The sequence below is a fragment of the Paraburkholderia terrae genome (assembly GCF_002902925.1).
In the GTDB taxonomy this organism is placed as follows: Bacteria; Pseudomonadota; Gammaproteobacteria; order Burkholderiales; family Burkholderiaceae; genus Paraburkholderia; species Paraburkholderia terrae.
Map to the genome: position 1 here is coordinate 2,361,245 of NZ_CP026113.1, position 19,036 is coordinate 2,380,280.

A 19,036-nucleotide genomic window follows, 5' to 3' on the forward strand; every position below is an offset into this window, starting at 1 on the left:
AAATGCGGCATCGCCGACATCACTGTTCTTTTGCCGCCAACAATCCCCTTTTCGACGGGCGAAGCCCCGTGCAGCAACGCTCGAGCGATTGCGGACACGGATGTCCAAAGTGAGCGAACCCGTGGGCTGTTTTTCTGGCGCATCGCCGCATCTACATTAGCGTCAAGCGTCGCCGGTCACCGGCACTGCGCAGCAGCTTCCCTGAATCACTGGATTGTGGAGATTGAAATGTCCAAACTCTTTTCGAAAGTCACGGTCGGTTCGCACGACATCGCGCACCGCGTGGTCCTCGCCCCCCTCACCCGCATGCGCGCCGAAAGCGGCGCGCGCCCCGGCCCGCTGATGGCTGAATACTATGCGCAGCGTACGTCGCAGGGAGCGCTTCTGATCGGCGAAGCCACCATCGCCGCGCCGAACGGCAATGGCTATCTCGGCGCACCCGGCCTGTACGACGACAGCCAGATCGCCGGCTGGAAAGCCGTCACCAATGCGGTGCATGCGAAAGGCGGCAAGATCTTTCTTCAGCTTTATCACGCGGGCCGTCAATCGAATGCACAGTTGCAGCCCGATGGCGGCCGCCCCGTCGGACCTTCCGAAGTGCCGCACGGCGGCGTCGCGTACACGGAAGCGGGCTGGGTCCCCAATACGCCGAACCGCGCGCTGGAAACGGCTGAAATCGCGGGCATCGTCGAGAGCTTCCGCGCGGCCGCCGAGCGCGGCGTGAAGGCAGGCTTCGACGGCGTCGAATTGCACGGCGCGAACGGCTATCTGTTCGATCAGTTCCTGCAGGACGGCAGCAACAAGCGCACGGACGAGTACGGCGGCTCGATCGCCAACCGCGCTCGCTTGCTGCTCGATGCGACGCGTGCCGTGATTTCCGTGTGGGGCGCGAACAAGGTTGCAGTGCGTCTCGGACCGAGCGGCTCGTGGGGCGACATGTCCGACAGCAACCCGGAAGCGTTGTTCACGTATGTGGCCGATGAACTCGACAAGCTTGGCATTGCGTATCTGCACCTGATCGAGCCGCGCATCGCGGGCAACGTCGAGGACGAAGCGCGAGACCAGCAACCCGTCGCCGCGAAGTCGCTGCGTGCGCATTTTCATGGGCCGATCATCGCGGCGGGCGGCTTCGATGGCGCAAGCGCCGAAGCAATCCTGCAATCGGGCGATGCCGATCTCGTTGCATTCGGACGCCATTTCATCGCGAACCCGGATCTGCCGGAGCGTCTGCGCAAAGGTCTGTCGCTGAACCCGTACGATCGCGCGACGTTCTTCGGTGGCACGGACGTGGGTTACACCGACTATGCGTTCCACGACGAGGCTGCTGTCGCTGCGTGAGATGCGTGAGCTGTAACAACTGATTCGTAGCGCAACCGGAAGCGATCATGCGTCCACGCATGGTCGCTTCCAGCGTCAATCGCCACCGATAGTGCGCGTCAATTGCCTTAATTGACGCTGCCTCTTCATTTCCTCAGTTTTCTTCTCATTGCACTTCGCAGCCGCCACGCGCGATCCGCTTCGCGCGCGTCGACGGCTGCGCGTTTGCTGGAGCTTTTCACATGAGCACCGATCAATCAGCGTCGCTCGCCGATGCGCCCATATCGTCTTCATCCACCACGAGCCAACGACGCTGGCTCGCGGTGTTCTCCATCGCGCTCGGCTCGTTCGCTTTCGTGACGACGGAATATCTGCCCGTCGGCGTACTGCCGAAGATCGCCGCAGACCTCGGCGTCACGCCCGGCACGGCAGGTCTGATGACGACCACGCCCGGACTCATCGCGGCCATCTCCGCGCCGATGCTGCTGCTCGCCGCGGGTCGCCTGAACCGGCGCTCGATTCTGCTGTTGCTGTCGGTCGCGCTGGTCGCGTCTAACCTCGTCGCGGCGCTCGCAACCAACTTCGCGACGATGCTTGTTGGACGCGCGTTGCTCGGCATCAGCCTTGGCGGATTCTGGACCGTCGCGCTCGGCGTCTCTGGACAGATCGTCGCGGAAGAAGAAAGCGCCAAAGCCAGTGCGGCGATCTTTATGGGTATCACGCTCGCGACGGTCATCGGCGTGCCGCTCGGGACGTTCATTGCCGAACTGTCGTCGTGGCGCGTCTCGTTCTTCGCGACGGCCGCACTCGCGCTCGCAGCGCTGCTGATGCAGGCGACGCTGCTGCCCGATCTGCCGCCGCGCGCGGCTGCTCGCATCGCCGACTTCGGCCGCATGCTCACACGCGGGACGGTGATGCGCAGCCTGCTGCTCGTTGCCTTGCTATTTGGTGCCCACTTCTGCGCGTACACGTATATCGCGCCCTTTCTCGAAGACAACGCGTCGCTCGGCGCGACATGGGTGACGGCGCTGCTGCTCGGCTTCGGCGTCGTCGGCTTCATGTCGAACTTCGTCGCGTCGGCGTTCGTGACATCGCATCCGCGGCTGTCGCTGTTCGCGATGACTGCGCTCGTGATGGTGGCGCTCGTAGCGCTCCCTGCGTTTGCGCACACGCACGGCGCGGTCGTCGCTGGTGTGCTCGCTTGGGGCATCGCCTACGGCGCGATTCCGCTGGGCCTGAGCGTGTGGATGCAGATGACTTCGCCGAAGCAACCGGAAGCCGCATCGGCGCTGTTCGTCAGCGCCGTGCAGACCGCCATCGCCGCGGGTTCGCTCGCGGGCGGCGTGGCTGTCGATCACGCGGGTGCAACAGGCGCGATGCATCTTGGCGTGCTGCTGTCGGCATTGGGGCTTGCGGTGCTCGCATCGTTCGCAACGACACGGCGCACATTGGTAAGCGTGCTCGAAGAATGAGTGCCTTTCCCGCCGCACGATTGTTCTTCGGCCGGTCGCTCGTTTGAATGAGGTCTGTGTGTCGGGGCTATCACGGATATTTGCGCGCAAAGAAATCTTGCACCAGGAATCAGCCGAAACAGTGTTCGAGTATCATCTTCGCGCAATGCCCCACTACTCCGACTCCTGAAAGGCTTTGACGATGTCCACACCGATCGACTATCTGAACCCGGCGCTTCCTAAGGGACTTCGGCGCGTGACCATGCCCGTCGTCGACGCGACACCGGCGACACTCGACGGCTATGGCAGGCTCGTAGACGACCCGAACGAATGCCGGGTCGAAATCGTGCAATGGCCCGCGATGGGATCGAGGCCGATCGATCCCGGCACGGGCGACGAGGCGGGGACGACGAAAGGCGTCTTCGTCAGCGAATGGCGCGGCGACATCCTCTACGGTCGCAACGAGGCGGTGGGCGGTCACTATGTCCTGGCGTACGCGACAGAGCCTGACGAAGCGCGAGAAGACAACGCCGCGCCGCCCGAACGCATGCTGCTCTGGCACGCGAACTACCACCCGGATGGCGGACAGTTGTTCTTCCCTCTCGATCACCGGCCGTTCTATGTTCCGCTGGCCTTGCCCGGCGACGATGTGACACCCGAGAAGTTCGTGTGCTTTCGCTTCGATGGACGGCAGGGGCTTTATATTCATCCGAACATCTGGCACGAAGGCGTGTTCACGCTTGGCGGGACACAGCGCTTCTTCGACGAGCAGGGCGCGGTTCATGCACGCGTGTCGGTCGAGTTCGCGCGAGAGTTCGGTTGTCTGCTCGAAGCGCCTATCGTCTATCCGTAAGGCTTGAACGCTAGATCGAGCGGGCGGTTCGCGACGAACCACCGGTGTACTGGAAGACCAGACCGCCCGCAACGTCGATGGAGCGAACGCGTCAGCACGTCGACGGAACCCTTCATGAACCCGCTAAAAAAGTGCTTGACTGTCTATCTAGTAGTAGATACAGTTCAACCCATGGAACCGACCACTACCGTTCGCGATCAGATTCTGGAGCACGCCATCACGTTGATGATGCTGCGCGGCTACAACGGGTTTAGCTACCGCGACCTGTCGGAGCTGGTTGGGGTGAAGACTTCGAGCATCCATTATTACTTCCCGTCGAAAGACGACCTGGTGCTCGAAGCCGTCAGCCAGTACAGCAACGAGATACTCGGCGCGCTCGGTTCCATTGAGTCTTCTCTTCCAGCGGATCAGAAGCTCGGCAAGTACACGAAGCTGTTCGGCAGAACCCTTGGCGAAGGCGACCAGATCTGCCTGTGCGGCATGCTCGCCGCGGATATCGAGGCATTGCCCGATAACGTGCGCACAGCCGTGCAGGCATTCTTCAAGGCCAACGAAAGCTGGCTCGCGAAGGTGCTGGCACAAGGCGTCAAGGAGCGCACGTTGCACGTCAACGGCAAGCCCGAAAACGCGGCGCGAGCGCTGTACGCCGCTTACCAGGGCAGCGTGCTGGCAAGCCGGCTGTTCAGGACGAAGGCTCGGCTGGAAGATGTCGAGGCTTCATGGAAGGTTTCGAAGTAACGGTATTCGAGGCGGTTGCTGTAGACCGCCTTTTGTTGAACCCTGTTATCTATCTTCTAGTAGATAAATAGCGGATGTAGAGAGATGTTGTTGAAGCACAGAGATTTGCCCGGCTGTCTATCTAGTAGTAGATAGCAAAATGCAGTTCACTCGACTATTTCCAGTCAGGAGTTACATCATGTCGATCGAAAAAGTTCTGTACCGCGCCCACGCTCACGCCACGGGAGGCCGCGACGGCCGCGCCGTCGTCCCCGAAGGCAAGCTCGATTTCAAACTGGTCACGCCGCGTGAACTCGGCGGCGCGGGCGGCGAAGGCGCGAATCCGGAACAGCTGTTCGCGGCAGGCTACAGCGCCTGTTTCCTCGGCGCGATGAAGTTCGTCGCGGCGCGCGACAAGACGGCGATTCCGGCGGACGTGTCGATCGACGGCAGCGTTGGCATCGGCGCGATTCCGAACGGCTTCGGCATTGAAGTGGAACTGAAGATTTCGCTGCCGGGCATGCCGCGCGACGTCGCTCAGGCATTGATCGACAAAGCTCACATCGTGTGCCCGTACTCGAATGCAACGCGCGGCAACATCGACGTCACGTTGACGCTGGTTTGATCGACTTCGCCTCATAGACAGAACACTGGAGCGTAAAAAAATGAAAGCCCTGAAGCCACTCGTCCTTGCCGCCGTTCTCGCCGCGAACGCCGTGATTGCCGCCGCCGCAACGCCCACCACGCAACCGACGCCCGACCGCGTCACGACGGGACTCCTGAAGCAGCTCAACAGCGGCACGGGCCCCGCCCTCAACACGCTGCCGCCCGCGAAGGCGCGTCAGGTGCTGGTCGATGCGCAGAACGGCGTGAAAGTCGATCTGTCCGGCATCGACGTGTCGAACCGCACCATCGAAGAGGACGGTATCAGCGTGCCGATTACCATCGTGCGTCCGCAAGGCGCGACGGGCACGCTGCCGGTGTTCATGTTCTTCCACGGCGGTGGCTGGATCCTCGGTGACTTCCAGACCCACGAACGCCTCGTACGCGACCTGGTCGTGCAGTCCGGCGCAGTGGCCGTGTTCGTGAACTACACGCCGTCGCCCGAGGCTCGTTATCCTGTCGCGATCAACCAGGCGTATGCCGCGACGAAGTGGGTCGCGGAGCACGGCAACGACATCGGCGTGGACGGCAGCCGCCTCGCCGTGGTGGGCAACAGCGTGGGCGGGAATATGGCCGCCGTCGTCAGCCTGATGGCGAAGGACAAGCATGGTCCGCAAATCCGCTTCCAGGGCTTGATGTGGCCCGTCACGGATGCCAACTTCAACGACGGTTCGTACCTCGCGTATCGCGACAAGCATTTCCTGACCCGTGCGATGATGCAATGGTTCTGGGACGCGTACACGAAGGACCCTGCGCAGCGCGCGCAGATTTATGCATCGCCGTTGCGTGCTTCTGAAGAAGAGTTGAAGGGTCTGCCGCCCGCGTTGATCCAGGTTGCGCAATTCGACGTGCTGCGCGACGAAGGCGAGGCATATGGTCACAAGCTCGACGCAGCGGGCAACGAAGTCACGACGACGCGCTACAACGGCACGATCCACGATTTCGGTCTGCTCAACGCCCTCGCTGCCGATGCGCCGACACAGGCCGCGACGAAGCAACTCGCGAATGAGATCAAGACGCGCCTGAAGTAATCGATGTTCCTTTTAACGGCATGATGGCCTTGCGCCATCGTGCCGCGTTTTACTTACACGCCAAGTTGCTTCGCAAGATCCAAAAGGTCGCCTGCGACCCAGTCCCAATTCCCTTCCGGCTGTAGATCGGTTGTTTGCGACGCGCCGTGTTCATGGGAACGTGGGATGAACGCGGTTCTCAACCCGCACTTCTGCGCTGCTGCAAGATCGCTATTGTGCGCGGCGACCATGCACACCTCTCCCGGCGACAACGCCAGAATCTCTGCCGTGCGCAAATACGCTTCAGGCGATGGCTTGTAGGCTTGCGCGACTTCCGCGCCGAGAATCGCGTCCCACGGCAAGCCGCCATGCTTTGCCATATCGATCATCAGCCTGACATTGCCGTTCGACAGTGGCGCAATGATGTATTGCGACTTGAGCCGCGCGAGTCCATCGACGGTATCCGGCCATGGATCGAGCCGATGCCACGCCAGATTGAGATCGTCGAGTTCCGTAGCCTCGACCTGTTCGGCGTCGATGCCGAACTCGCGCAACACCGCTTCGAGATTCTCACGGTGCAATACATCGAGCTTCGTGAACGGACGCTCGCCACTGCGGACCCGTTGCATCGCGGGCTGATATTGCGCGCGCCAGGCATCCGCGAATGCGTCGGCTTCCTGCGCGCTTCGTCCATGCCTCTGCAGAAATGCGGCCGCTTCGCGCGCGACACCGCCTCGCCAGTCGACGAGCGTGCCGAAAACATCGAATACGCAGGCCTTTACGTCAGCTGTTGTCATGTGGAAACCCAGTTGCAGTGACTCGACGGCCTCAAGGCTGCCATGCCTCGCCATCGGGGAAGACATACGTTTCGAGTGACGGCGCTTTCATTTCGATGCTATATCCCGGCTGTTGCGGCGGCATATAGCGGCCATTGCGAATAACAACGGGATCGACGAAATGCTCGTGCAGATGATCGACATACTCCAGCACGCGGTTTTCCAGCGACGCCGACACGCAGATATAGTCGAATAGCGAAATGTGCTGCACGTACTCGCACAATCCGACGCCGCCCGCGTGCGGACATACGGGCACGCCGAACTTCGCCGCCATCAGCAACACGACGAGTACTTCGTTCAGTCCGCCCAGACGACAACTATCGACCTGGCAGAAATCGATTGCCTTGGCTTGCAGCAACTGCTTGAACATCACACGGTTCTGGCAGTGCTCGCCCGTCGCCACACCGATCGATCCCAGCCGCTGACGAATAGCCGCGTGACCGAGTACATCGTCGGGGCTTGTGGGCTCTTCGATCCACCATGGGTCGAACTCCGCAAGACGCCGCATGTTCGCGACGGCTTCATCGACATCCCACACCTGATTCGCATCCATCATCAGCTTCAGGTTCTCGCCGATCTCTTCGCGCAGGATGCGGGCGCGTCGCACATCTTCTTCGAGATTGCCGCCAACTTTCTGCTTGAAATGCGTCCACCCTTGCGCAACGCCTTCGCGCGCGAGCCGGCGGATCTTGTCGTCGTCGTAACCAAGCCAGCCCGCCGATGTCGTATACGCCGGATACCCTTGCGCGAGCATTTCCTTTTCGCGTTCGCCTTTAGTCTTTGCGTGGCGATACAGCAGCGCTAGCGCTTCGTAAGGCGTGATCGCGTCCGTCACGTAACGAAAGTCCAGACAGCGCACGAGTTCTTCCGGGCTCATGTCGACAAGCAGCTTCCACACAGGCTTGCCAACCGATTTCGCCCAAAGGTCCCACACGGCATTCACCACCGCGGCCGTAGCCAGATGTATTGCCCCCTTATCGGGACCGATCCAGCGCAATTGACTATCCGAAGTAAAGGCGCGCCAGAATGCGCCCATGTTCTCAGCGATATCTTCAAGCTTCCTGCCGACGATCAGCGGCGTCAACGCATTCACCGCTGTCACGCAGATTTCATTGCCGCGCCCGATCGTAAAGGTCAGTCCATGTCCAGTGAGCTTGTGTGGCGAATCGGTTTCGAGCGTGACGTAAGTGGCGGAATAGTCCGGCGCGGCATTCATGGCGTCGGAGCCATCCAGAGAACGAGAAGTGGGGAAACGAATGTCGCGAACGGACAGCCTCGTAATCGTGGTCATCTGAGCACCCTCCAGGGATGGCTACCGGCATTGACCTGCTAGCGAAGAGGAACCGCCTGGTGCGTTCGTCAAAACGGTAGATACGGGTACACCCTGATAAGACCTACCAGGCGTTTGCACGCGTTGACAACGCTCAATCCACTTCCTAGCATGCTAGCATGTCTTCTGGAAATCAAGCGTGCCGTGAGCTCTTCGTCAGATGTAGCGAATGCCGCCAGTAATCCGTATGTCGCACTGCAAAAGGTCAAAGGCGGCGAGCGTGGCAGCCTGACCGACGCGGTGGAACTGGCGCTGAGAGAAGCGATCGTGACATTGGTGCTGGAACCCGGAATGATGATCGACAAGCTGGCCGTGTGCGAGCGCATGGGCGTATCGCGCTTTCCGGTTTCCGCTGCATTGGCGCGGCTCGAGCATGCAGGCCTCGTCGAAGTTTTGCCGCAGCGCGGCACACGCGTCAAACCCATTGCGCTTCACGACATAAGCCAGCATCTGTTCATACGCAGCGCGCTGGAAGTCGAAACCGTGCGCGCCGTCGCGCTGATGCGTGACAGCGCGACAATCGACGCGCTCGCCGTCAATCTCGATCAGCAGCGAGACGTAGCCGGCAGCGGAGAGCGTTTGACCTTTCATGTACTCGATCTGGCTTTTCACGAAATCATGCTCGACGCGGTGAATTTGCCGCGTGTGAAGGAAATCGTCGCTGTATCGCGCAATGCACTGGATCGCGCAAGACAACTGTTAGCAAGTCCGGAGCGGCTCGCGCATACGCTCGACGAACACGAGCGCATCTTCGCGGCGATCCGCGTGGGAAACGCCGATACGGCTGCAAAAGCAATGCACGATCATCTCGACGAGGTGGTCGCCGAACTGCACCGGTCCGCGAAAGAAAGACCAGATCTTTTCGCACCTTAAGGACAAGGCAATGTCTCTGGCTTCTCTTTGCATGACTGCCGCGCCATGACTCCACTCATTTCCGTCAGCAAGCTCAACAAGAGCTTTCCGGGCGTGAGGGCGCTGCACGAAGTGCAGTTCGAGCTCATGGCGGGCGAAGTGCATGCGTTGATGGGCGAGAACGGCGCAGGCAAGTCCACGCTGATGAAGATTCTCGCGGGCGTCTACACGCGCGATTCCGGCGAAATGCTCTACGACGGCAAGCCCGTCGATTTCACCAGCCCACGCGAAGCACAGGCGGCAGGCATCGGCATCATTCATCAGGAACTTCAGCTGATGAATCATCTGACCGTCGCGCAGAACATGTTCATTGGCCGCGAGCCGCGCGGACGCCTAGGCCTGTTTCTCGATGAAGACAAACTCAACGCGCAAGCTCGCGAGATCCTCGCGCGCATGCATGTGAATCTTGATCCGCGTACCGTCGTCGAGTCGCTCACGGTCGCGAGCCAGCAGATGGTCGAGATCGCGAAAGCGCTGTCGTTCGATTCGCGCGTGCTCATCATGGACGAACCGACCTCCGCGCTGAACGACGCGGAGATTGCCGAGCTTTTTCGTATCATCCGTCAACTGAAGGAACGCGGTGTCGGCATCATCTACATCTCGCACAAGATGGATGAGCTCAAGCAGATTTCCGACCGCGTCACCGTGATGCGCGACGGCGAATATGTGGCCACTGTCTCGACGGCTGATACGACCGTGCCCGTTATCATCGGCATGATGGTGGGCCGCACGCTCGCCGACGTCACGCCGTATCAAGGCGCCGAATGCACGGGCGACATCGCGCTCGAAGTGAAGCATCTGAACGCTGGTCCACTCGTCAAGGACGTGAGCTTTACGCTGCGCAAAGGCGAGATATTGGGATTTGCAGGCCTGATGGGCGCGGGCCGCACGGAAGTCGCGCGCGCGGTATTCGGCGCGGACCCGATCGAGTCAGGCGAAATATTCGTGAAAGGCGTAAAGGCGCTCATCAAGAGACCCTGTAATGCCGTCGCGCATAGCATCGGCTATCTCTCAGAAGACCGCAAACGCTTCGGTCTCGCGACGGGTATGGACGTCGAATCGAACATCGTGATGTCGGATCTCGGCAAGTTCCTGTCGCTGCGTGTGTTTCTCCGCCGCGCCCAGATACGCAAGCGAGCCTCGCATTTCATCAATCTGCTCGCGATCCGCACGCCTTCGCCGACACAGCCTGTCAGGCTGCTGTCGGGCGGCAACCAGCAGAAGATCGTCATTGCGAAATGGCTGGAGCGCGACTGCGACGTACTGTTCTTCGACGAGCCGACGCGCGGCATCGATGTCGGCGCAAAGAGCGAGATCTACAAACTGTTGCGCTCACTCGCGGCGCAAGGCAAGGCGATCGTGATGATCTCGTCGGAATTGCCGGAAATTCTGCGTATGAGCGACCGTATCGTGGTGATGTGCGAAGGCCGTATCACTGGCGAGCTTTCCGCCAGCGAGGCCACGCAGGAAAGCATCATGCATCTCGCGACGCAGCGCGAAACCTTGAAAACAGCATGAGCCTGAAGAGGTCGGATCAATGACATCGCAATCGGATACAGCGGCACTGTCCAATGAAGGAAGACTATCGGGTTTCAGAGCCCGTCTCTTCTCGCCAACGGCTTTGCAAAAGCTGCTCGCGTTCACAAGCCTGATATTGCTGCTGATCTTTTTCAGCTTCGCGTCGCCCGCATTCATGCAGATGGACAACATCCTCGGCATTCTGCAGGCGACGGCCGTCAATGGCGTGCTGGCCATTGCCAGTACTTTCGTCATTATCACGGGCGGCATCGATTTGTCCGTCGGCACGCTGATGACGTTTACGGCTGTCATCTGCGGCGTGTTCCTGACCTACTGGCATTTGCCGATGTGGATGGGCGTGCTTGCCGCCATCGTGACGGGCGCACTGTGCGGCACGATTTCGGGCACGTTGACGGCGAAAATGAAAATACCGCCGTTCATTGCCACGCTTGGCATGATGCTGCTGCTCAAAGGGCTTTCGCTCGTCGTGTCAGTCGATAAGCCAATCTATTTCACCGATACAGAGAACTTCTACATGATCTCGCAGGATTCTCTGATCGCATATTTCCTGCCTGGCGTGCCCGTACCGAATGCCGTCCTTATTCTGTTCGTGCTCGCCATCGTGAGTTCGATCACGCTGAATCGCACGGCGCTCGGCCGCTACACGTTTGCACTCGGCAGCAATGAAGAAGCCGTGCGACTGTCGGGCGTGAACGTCGACAGATGGAAGATCGCGATTTACGGCCTGGGTGGCGCGATTTGCGGCATCGCTGGATTGCTGATCGCATCGCGTCTGAATTCGGCGCAACCGGCCCTCGGCCAGGGCTATGAACTCGAAGCGATTGCGGCTGTGGTGATTGGCGGCACGTCGTTGAGCGGCGGTTCGGGCACGATACTCGGCACCATCATCGGCGCGTTCATCATGAGCGTGCTGACCAACGGCTTGCGCATCATGTCGGTTGCACAGGAATGGCAGATCGTGGTGACAGGTCTCATCATCATTCTCGCCGTGTACGCCGATATCTTGCGACGCCGAAAGCGCTGAGCCTGCACACGACAATAGAAATCAAAGAAAGGAGAGTACCGAAAGGCTCTCTCAACGGCTGGAGGTCAATAGCCCACCTTAGGAGGAGAAAACCATGTTGAAAAGAAAAGTACTCAGTATCGCGATCGGTGTCGGCACACTCGTCGGTGCAAGCAGCCTGGCGTACGCGGACGAGCCGTACATTCCGCTCATTTCGAAAGGCTTCCAGCATCAATTCTGGCAGGCCGTGAAATCGGGCGCGGAGCAATCCGCGAAGGAAAACAACGTGCGTATCACGTTCGAAGGCCCGGAAACGGAGGCGATGGTCGATAAACAGATCGACATGTTGTCGGCCGCACTCGCGAAGAAACCGCAGGCACTCGGCATTGCCGCGCTCGACAGCAAGGCGGCCATTCCGTTGCTCAAGCGGGCACAGTCCAGCAAGATTCCCGTCATCGCGTTCGACTCGGGCGTCGACAGCGATATTCCGCTGACGACGTGCGCGACGGACAATCTCGCAGCCGCTGCGCTCGCCGCGGACAAGATGGCCGGGATGATCGGCAATTCGGGCGAAGTCGGGGTCATCGTACACGACCAGACGAGCCGCACGGGCATCGACCGCCGCGACGGTTTCCTGAACGAAATGAAGTCGAAGCATCCGAACGTCAAGATCGTTTCGGTGCAATACGGTGGCGGAGATCACCTGAAGTCGGCGGAGATCGCCAAGGCGATGATTCAGGCCAATCCGAACATCAAGGGCATTTTCGGCGCCAACGAAGGTTCGGCGGAAGGCGCGGCCATCGGCGTGAAGGAATCGGGCAAGAAGCTGGTGCTGATCGGCTACGACTCGGGCAAGGAACAGAAAGAGGACATCATGTCCGGCCTGATGGCGGGCGCGATTACGCAAAACCCGGTGGGTATCGGCAAATGCGTGATCGATTCGGCCGTGAAAGCACTGAAGGGCGAGAAGCTGCCGAAGAAAGTCGATACCGGCTTTTACTGGTACGACAAGACGAACATAAATGATCCGAAGATCGCTGCTGTACTCTATGACTAAGTAGCGTGCGATGAAAGAGGAAGGTTCGAGACCTTCCTCTTTCATTTTTATCGAACGCCGCACACGTCGCTATTAGCGCAAGTCCGCGCGCAACTCACGCACGCCCCGTCCCAAACGCTGCCGCAATAGCGTTCTCAACGTCGCGCCGTCGACATAACCCACTTCGGACGCAATCGCTTCGAGATCGAGCCCGCTGCCGTGAAGCAGCGATTGCGCGCGCTCGACGCGTAAGTCCTGAAAGTACGCGAGCGGCGATTTCCCCAGCACTTCCTGGCAGCGGCGCTGCAACGTGCGCGCGCTCGTTGCCATTGCGCCGGCGGCATCTTGCAGCGAGAAACCCTCCTTCAGATGATCTCGCGCCCATCGTTCGAAACGCTGCATCAACGGGTCCGCGAGCGCCAGATGATTGGGAATGGTGTACGGCGCCTGCAATGAGCGGATATCCGCGAGCAGGTAACGCGAAACGAGCGTCGCCAGTTCCGGACTCGCCTTGCGGATCAACCAGAGCGTGAGGTCGAGATGCCCTAATGCGGCGCCCGCTGTCACGCCGATATCGGTGGCGACGAGCATGCGCGATTCGTCGAGAGAGACCTTCGGATAGCGTTGCCTGAAGAGCGGCGCGAGCGACCAGGTCGACGTCGCTTCCCGATTGTCGAGCAGACCCGCTTCGGCGAGCAGAAAGGTGCCGATACACGAAGCGGCGATCAAGGCGCCTTCAGCACGCCACTTCAGCAATTGCGCCGTGGCCTGCTTCACGTCCGCTCGATCCAGCGCGGGAATCAGCTCGTCCGGCGTGGTCTTGCCGAGCGCGGGGACGATGACCCAGTCCGGCTTCAGGTCCGGCGTGATCGCCTGCACGGGAATCGTGAAGCCCTGCCCCGAGCGTACGCGCTTGCGCACGCCCACGACCGTCACGTTGAATTTCGGCGTTCCGCCCATCATGCGGGAAGCGAGCTTGTTCGCGGCGCCGAGCGCGTCGAGCGTAACGGCGAGCCCTGTATCGAACAGTCCATCGAGGGCGAGCACGGTAATGCGCATGGCGTAAATGACCCTAACGTTGTCATATGCGACGATACCGCATTTTCCCGATGAGCGTTATTGCGCGCAGTTTCCGCGCGCACGCATAAAGAGAACCTCGCGATTTTTACGACATTTTTTCTTGTGGCTCGTAATGGCCAATTCTAGACTTCACACAAGTCAGGAAGCCCGGAGAGACAACATGTCGAAACGATGCGCGACAATCGAACAGCACACGCCCCACGCTTATAGCGAGCGGAGCACCGGCAGCGTGGTGCTACGACGCTTCGATCCGTCGCGCGACTCGTACGAGCAACTCACGACGATGCTGCATCGCGCGTTTGCGCGGCTCGGCATGATGGGGTTGAACTGCACGTGTGTGGATCAGGACGTGGCCGTCACGATGAGACGCGCTCAAAGTGGTGACTGCTTCGTGATGGTCAGCGGTGGAAAGATCATCGGCACGATGACGCTTTATGCGAGCGACAGCGACTCGCTCTGTGGGCACTATCACCGGCACGATGTCGCGACGATTCGCCAGCTGGCTATCGATCCTTCGTGGCAAAACCGTGGCATCGGTAAATCTATGCTGGCGTTTGCCGAGCATTGGGCCGCGACGCGCGGTTATGCGGAGTTGGCGCTCGATACGCCGTATCCGGCGGCGCATCTCGTTGCCTTCTATCGCGGACAAGGCTTCCGCATCGTTGATGCGATCCGCTTCACAGGCAAGGTGTACGACAGCGCGATTCTCAGCAAAGCGCCCGTCGTCGCACGCACACTGGCCGCGTGGACGCATCAGATCGCGTTGCCGGGCGCGCGCCTTGTTCGCTTTGCGGCGTGAAAATCATATTTGGAGAACGGAGTCGCAGCTGGCTGCGTGCTGTATCGCTTAACGCACCAACCGCATCCCCGCGCAACGATCCAGCCAGTCGAGCACGACACGCAAAACGTCGTCGCTGTTCTCATCCATCATCATCATGTGCGTGTTGCCGCGCATGCCGAGCGCGGGCAGATCGATACGCTCGCCCTCTCCGCCTGCGGCATTCCACGCGTCAATCGACGCACTCGCGCGAGCTGCATGCGCACGCCACGCTCGGTCTTCCTCGATGAAATCGCCGAACACGACGAGCGCGGACGTGCCCGGCAAACCGGCATCGAACGAAGCAGGCACGCCGTGCGGTTCAAGCGCGATGCAGGCGCGCACGAGATCGCGCGCCGTATCGGCTGCATCGAAAACGAGACCGCCGCCCTGACTGAAACCAAGCAGCGCACACGGGCCGATCCGCCGCACCACATCGATCAACGCCTGTCTTTGCAGCGCGCTCGTACCCGGCCAGCGCGGCACGGTTTGCGCCGACAGGCCTTGCATCGCGTCGAGTGGAAAGCGGTGACCGGCGTAACCAAAGCGATAGATCGTCGCGGACTCTTCATCGCTGCGCGATAACGGAGGGTCGGGCCAGATACCGTCGAGCGCGCAGAAGCCAGCACGCCCGCGTTCGACGTTGTCCACCACATACACCGACACACCCGCTTCGAGTAGCCGCTGAAGCCAGCCAGGCCTGCCGTCCGGCGTGTCTTCCCACATCGCGCCCGTCAGTCCCCCACCATGCATCAGCACGAGCGGCACCGCATAGCGCGGCGTGGCCTGCAGAAAGTACTGCACGTAGGCCGCTTCGATCCAGTACGTGCCGTTCGGATCGTAGTCACGCGTCGACGTCGACGACAGCGTGACGCGATACGGCGCTTGGCCCCTGACGTTCACGCGCCGTCCGCCGACGAAGAAACTGCCCGTTTTTTGAAGCGTGATCATCGGCGATCCCAGATCACACGCGCACCGCACTGAGGGTTTCGGCCGGAAACAGTTCCTCCGGCTTGAGCAGGCGATGGCACACGCCCTGTTCATAGCCGAACTTCAGGAAAGCCTCGAGCGTCGTACGATTCGGCTCCAGTCCGTACGGCCAGATGTCCGCGCCGAAGAGCGCCTGTGCTTCGGCGACACGCGCCGGCATCCACGGCAGCGGGAAGTGCGAGCACGTGATATCGCTCAGCCGGTAAAGGCTATTGCGCTTGGCTTCTTCGAAGGCCTTCAACAGATTGCCCGCAATCCACCGATGCTTTTCAAACGTCTCGCGGCGCAACACGATCAGATGCATGATGGGGAAGATGCGCGTCGCCTCGTAGTAGTCGCGTTCCGTATCGGCAAAGCGCGAAAAGAGCCGCACGATCTCATCCGCGCGTTCGTGGCCCGGCTCGGGCGGACGCGCGCTCAGTACTGCGTCGATCTCGCCGTCGAGCAGCAGCGACGTCAGCGAGCGCTCGGGCTCCGAACGATACGACACGCCCTCAGGCACGCGCACGTTCACCTTCTCCTTGCGGCCCGCCTGATTCACGCCGCCCTGCACCCATTCGATTTCGGACAGCGGAATGCCGAGCGAATGGGCAATCCAGCCGCGCGAGTAGATCGCGGCCGTTTGCGCCCACTCGGGAATGCCGATGCGTTTGCCGCGCAAATCCTCGGGACGCTGGACGCGTCCATCGCGACGCACATAAAGCGACGACTGGCGGAACGAGCGCGACGGAAACACGGGCAATCCGACGAGCCGGTCATCGCCCTGCGAGCGAAGCGACGAATACTTGCCGAATGACATTTCCGAAATGTCCCACTCCTGGAAATGCGTCGTGCGATAAAAGATCTCTTCGACATTGAGCACCGACGGCACCAACTCAATACCTTCGGGCTGCACGCGCCCGCTTACCAGGTCGCGCACATGGTCATAGTCGCTGACAGCGAGGCTGAGCGTTAATCTCGACATAATGGTTCTCTTTGAAACGGAAGTTCAGTGGGCTTCAGTGTGCATTGGTGACAACCACATGCGGCTGCGATGGACCAACCGTCAACACCAGCATCGCTGTCGTCAGCACCGCGGCGCCGATCGCTGCGAACATGATGCCCGGTCCGCCCGACCACTGCTGCAAAACACCCGCCACGGCCGGCCCGAACATCGCGCCGATACGCGACAGCCCCAGGAACACGCCGACCCCCGTGCCGCGCATTTCAGTTGGGTAAGTGGCTGCAACCAGGTTGTTGAGCACGATCTGCGAGCCGACGACGAAAGCGCCCGCGCCAGCGACCGCAATCAGCGTCGTGGTGCGGTCGGTCGCCCAGGCGAGCAGCGCGACCATCGCTGCGCCGAGCACGTACGACGCCGAAATCACGCGACGGCGGTCGCCCACGCGGTCAGCGATAAACCCCGAAATCAATCCGCCCGCCACGGCCATGCCGGCGAACAGCGAGCCATACGCAAAGCTCGACGACAGGTTCTCGCCACGCTTGAGCATAATGGTGGGCAGCCAGCCCGACAGGCCGTAGGCCGAAAACAGGCTCAACGCGCCGGCGGCCCAGAAGCTCAACGTGCGCAGCCGGTAGTCGCGCGACAGCAGCAGACCGAGCGGACTTCTGTGCGAGATCGCGCCGCCCATGGCGAACTGGCCCGCGTCGTAGGCTGCTGCGCGGTCCGGACGCAAGCGGTACAGCAACGGCTTGACCTCTTCCCAACGTCCACGGCTGGCGAGAAAGCGCGGCGATTCGGGCAACCACAATTGAATCGCAAGCGCGAACACGAGCGCGACGCCGCCGACGTAGTAAAGACTCTGCCAGCCGTAATGCGGCGTGAGCCATGCCGCGATCAACCCTGCCGACGACGAGCCGCTCACCCAGCCAAGCGAGAAGAACAGGCTCGTGAACACATTCGACGAACGCTTCGGCGCGATCTCGTTGATGTAGGTGATCGCGAGCGGCATCAGCAGCCCGAGCGCCAGCCCCATCGTCACGCGCAGCGCGATGTATGACGCGAGACTGTGCGCGAACAGCGCGATCGCCAGACTCATCACGCCGGAGCCCCAGCAGCCGAGCAGCAGAATGCTGCGACGCCCGAAGCGATCGCCGAGCAGCCCGCTGACGGCCGACCCCGCGGCGAAACCCGCCAGCCCGCTAGACAGCATGATGCCGATGCGCGTCGGCGACAGTCCCCACGGACCTGCCACGTAATGGACGATATACGCCGAGTTGTACAGATCGTAGCCGTCGAACAGCAGGATCATCGCGATCAGGACGCCGAGCCGGATGTGAAAGCCGCCAAGCGGCGCTTCCTCCAGTTCCTGGCGAACGTCGATGCGCCCCGCAGGCATCGACACTTTGTGTTGGGCCATGATGTTCTCCACTGTCAGAAGGTATGTTTGATGCCGACCATGGCACCCGTCTGGTTGCCGCCCGTCGTTACGTCGCCCGTCGCGCGCACACCGACGTTCAGCCCGTTCGAGTTGGTGACGTACGATACTTCGGCGTAGAGATCCGTGCGCTTGGACAGAAAGTAGTCAGCCAGCAGCACGCCGCTGGTGGCCTTTTGTCCCGTGCCATGAATGCGCTCCTGATACCCGCCAAGCGAAAAGATCAGCGGCGAGGTGGCCTGCCACGAGGCGCCCAGCCAGTACAGCAGCGAGCCTTGCAGCGCCGTCGTGTTACGGATGTTGAGCCAGCGCGTTCCGATATACGCCCGCACAGGTCCGAACGTATACGTCGCACCGCCGACCACGCGCATCTGCGTGGCATCTTGCGTGGCGATCGAAGTCCCTTGCATCTGATCATAGGCAACGCCGACGTTGGCAGAGCCGTTTGCGTACTGCAGCGCGAAACTGTATTCGCGCCCGACCTTCGAATGGCCCGGCACCTGCGCGCCGTTGGGGATCGTCGAATCGAACCCGGTGCTATACAGCGCCGCAACAGTCACGCCGGAGAAACGCGCCGTGTACCGGACCGCATTGTCGGCACGCCCCACGAGCGTTGCATCGTAACCTTGAGCCGAATAACTCGGATTGAACTGAAGCGCGTCGTACACGTACATCAGGTCATACAGCAGGTTGTATTGCCGGCCGAGCGTCACGTCGCCGTACGGCGTGCTCAGCCCGACATATGCCTTGCGTCCGAACAGGCGACCGCCCTGCCCGAGCGTTCCGTTATTGATCGAGTAGCCGTTCTCGAGCACGAAGATGGCCTTCAGGCCGCCGCCGAGGTCTTCTGTGCCGCGCAAGCCCCAGCGCGAACCGGCAAGGCTGCCGGATTCCATGCGTACAGCCGTGCCGGACGTACCGTTCGGACCGGGCACGTGATTGGCAACTTCGACGCCGACATCGGTGATGCCATAGAGCGTCACCGAACCTTGCGCATACGCGCAAGAGGTGGCGGCGCATGTCAGACCGAACGCGGCGAGAGTGTGGCGTCTCTTCACTAGAGTGTCTCCAAGGTTTTTGTATTCGTGTGTATGTGTTGATTCG

General features: G+C 60.9%; 18 protein-coding genes. 11 read left to right on the forward strand and 7 right to left on the reverse strand.

Annotation, left to right across the window (positions count from 1 at the left end):
• Positions 1 to 228 precede the first annotated feature (228 nt).
• The 6 genes from C2L65_RS40305 to C2L65_RS40330 all read left to right on the forward strand — a co-directional run bounded on the left by C2L65_RS40305 (position 229) and on the right by C2L65_RS40330 (position 6,032).
• Positions 229 to 1,338, forward strand: a complete 1,110-nt coding sequence (locus tag C2L65_RS40305) for an alkene reductase (RefSeq protein ID WP_042313384.1) — start codon at positions 229 to 231, stop codon at positions 1,336 to 1,338.
• Between the two features lie 221 nt (positions 1,339 to 1,559).
• The gene (locus tag C2L65_RS40310) at positions 1,560 to 2,789 is read left to right on the forward strand and encodes an MFS transporter (protein WP_042313386.1); all 1,230 of its coding nucleotides are present in this window, start codon (positions 1,560 to 1,562) and stop codon (positions 2,787 to 2,789) included.
• A 181-nt stretch (positions 2,790 to 2,970) separates the two neighbouring features.
• Entirely contained in the window at positions 2,971 to 3,621 is a 651-nt protein-coding gene (locus C2L65_RS40315; protein ID WP_042313478.1) for an ureidoglycolate lyase, read from the forward strand.
• 171 nt (positions 3,622 to 3,792) lie between these two features.
• Positions 3,793 to 4,359: a TetR/AcrR family transcriptional regulator gene (locus C2L65_RS40320; RefSeq protein ID WP_007739687.1), complete on the forward strand. Its 567-nt coding sequence runs from the start codon at positions 3,793 to 3,795 to the stop codon at positions 4,357 to 4,359.
• 178 nt (positions 4,360 to 4,537) lie between these two features.
• Positions 4,538 to 4,963 carry an organic hydroperoxide resistance protein gene (locus C2L65_RS40325; RefSeq protein ID WP_042313391.1) on the forward strand — a complete coding sequence of 142 codons (426 nt, stop codon included), beginning with the start codon at positions 4,538 to 4,540 and terminating at the stop codon, positions 4,961 to 4,963.
• 40 nt (positions 4,964 to 5,003) lie between these two features.
• Positions 5,004 to 6,032, forward strand: coding sequence for an alpha/beta hydrolase (locus tag C2L65_RS40330; protein ID WP_042313393.1), 1,029 nt, complete (start codon positions 5,004 to 5,006; stop codon positions 6,030 to 6,032).
• 53 nt (positions 6,033 to 6,085) lie between these two features.
• Here C2L65_RS40330 and C2L65_RS40335 read toward each other — a convergent pair whose 3' ends face one another.
• Together C2L65_RS40335 and C2L65_RS40340 are read right to left on the reverse strand one after the other, a co-directional pair.
• On the reverse strand, positions 6,086 to 6,808 hold the full coding sequence (locus C2L65_RS40335) for a haloacid dehalogenase type II (RefSeq protein WP_042313395.1): 723 nt from the start codon (positions 6,806 to 6,808) through the stop codon (positions 6,086 to 6,088).
• A 31-nt stretch (positions 6,809 to 6,839) separates the two neighbouring features.
• Entirely contained in the window at positions 6,840 to 8,138 is a 1,299-nt protein-coding gene (locus C2L65_RS40340; RefSeq protein ID WP_042313397.1) for an L-fuconate dehydratase, read from the reverse strand.
• A gap of 150 nt (positions 8,139 to 8,288) precedes the next feature.
• On the opposite strand from C2L65_RS40340, the gene C2L65_RS40345 reads away from it, so the two are divergent.
• The 4 genes from C2L65_RS40345 to C2L65_RS40360 all read left to right on the forward strand — a co-directional run bounded on the left by C2L65_RS40345 (position 8,289) and on the right by C2L65_RS40360 (position 12,688).
• Positions 8,289 to 9,050 carry a GntR family transcriptional regulator gene (locus C2L65_RS40345; RefSeq protein ID WP_042313398.1) on the forward strand — a complete coding sequence of 254 codons (762 nt, stop codon included), beginning with the start codon at positions 8,289 to 8,291 and terminating at the stop codon, positions 9,048 to 9,050.
• Between the two features lie 45 nt (positions 9,051 to 9,095).
• Positions 9,096 to 10,607: a sugar ABC transporter ATP-binding protein gene (locus tag C2L65_RS40350; RefSeq protein ID WP_042313400.1), complete on the forward strand. Its 1,512-nt coding sequence runs from the start codon at positions 9,096 to 9,098 to the stop codon at positions 10,605 to 10,607.
• A 19-nt stretch (positions 10,608 to 10,626) separates the two neighbouring features.
• Complete coding sequence (locus tag C2L65_RS40355) at positions 10,627 to 11,652, forward strand: ABC transporter permease (protein WP_042313403.1); 1,026 nt, start codon at positions 10,627 to 10,629, stop codon at positions 11,650 to 11,652.
• 94 nt (positions 11,653 to 11,746) lie between these two features.
• Positions 11,747 to 12,688 (forward strand): ABC transporter substrate-binding protein, encoded by a 942-nt coding sequence (locus tag C2L65_RS40360; RefSeq protein WP_042313406.1) that lies wholly within the window; start codon positions 11,747 to 11,749, stop codon positions 12,686 to 12,688.
• 72 nt (positions 12,689 to 12,760) lie between these two features.
• Here C2L65_RS40360 and C2L65_RS40365 read toward each other — a convergent pair whose 3' ends face one another.
• Positions 12,761 to 13,726 carry a GlxA family transcriptional regulator gene (locus C2L65_RS40365; RefSeq protein ID WP_042313408.1) on the reverse strand — a complete coding sequence of 322 codons (966 nt, stop codon included), beginning with the start codon at positions 13,724 to 13,726 and terminating at the stop codon, positions 12,761 to 12,763.
• Positions 13,727 to 13,907: 181 nt separating this feature from the next.
• Between C2L65_RS40365 and C2L65_RS40370 the strand changes: the two genes are divergently transcribed.
• Positions 13,908 to 14,546, forward strand: a complete 639-nt coding sequence (locus C2L65_RS40370; RefSeq protein WP_042313411.1) for a GNAT family N-acetyltransferase — start codon at positions 13,908 to 13,910, stop codon at positions 14,544 to 14,546.
• A gap of 48 nt (positions 14,547 to 14,594) precedes the next feature.
• Here the strand turns inward: C2L65_RS40370 and C2L65_RS40375 are convergent, their stop codons facing one another.
• Genes C2L65_RS40375 through C2L65_RS40390 form a run of 4 tightly spaced genes read right to left on the reverse strand, consistent with a single transcriptional unit; the run spans position 14,595 to position 18,990 of the window.
• Complete coding sequence (locus C2L65_RS40375; protein ID WP_042313416.1) at positions 14,595 to 15,515, reverse strand: alpha/beta hydrolase; 921 nt, start codon at positions 15,513 to 15,515, stop codon at positions 14,595 to 14,597.
• 13 nt (positions 15,516 to 15,528) lie between these two features.
• A complete protein-coding gene (locus C2L65_RS40380; RefSeq protein ID WP_042313418.1) occupies positions 15,529 to 16,518 on the reverse strand; it encodes a substrate-binding domain-containing protein in 990 nt (329 codons plus the stop codon).
• A 34-nt stretch (positions 16,519 to 16,552) separates the two neighbouring features.
• Positions 16,553 to 17,914 (reverse strand): MFS transporter, encoded by a 1,362-nt coding sequence (locus C2L65_RS40385; RefSeq protein WP_042313480.1) that lies wholly within the window; start codon positions 17,912 to 17,914, stop codon positions 16,553 to 16,555.
• Positions 17,915 to 17,928: 14 nt separating this feature from the next.
• Positions 17,929 to 18,990, reverse strand: coding sequence for a porin (locus C2L65_RS40390; RefSeq protein ID WP_042313420.1), 1,062 nt, complete (start codon positions 18,988 to 18,990; stop codon positions 17,929 to 17,931).
• Positions 18,991 to 19,036 lie beyond the last annotated feature (46 nt).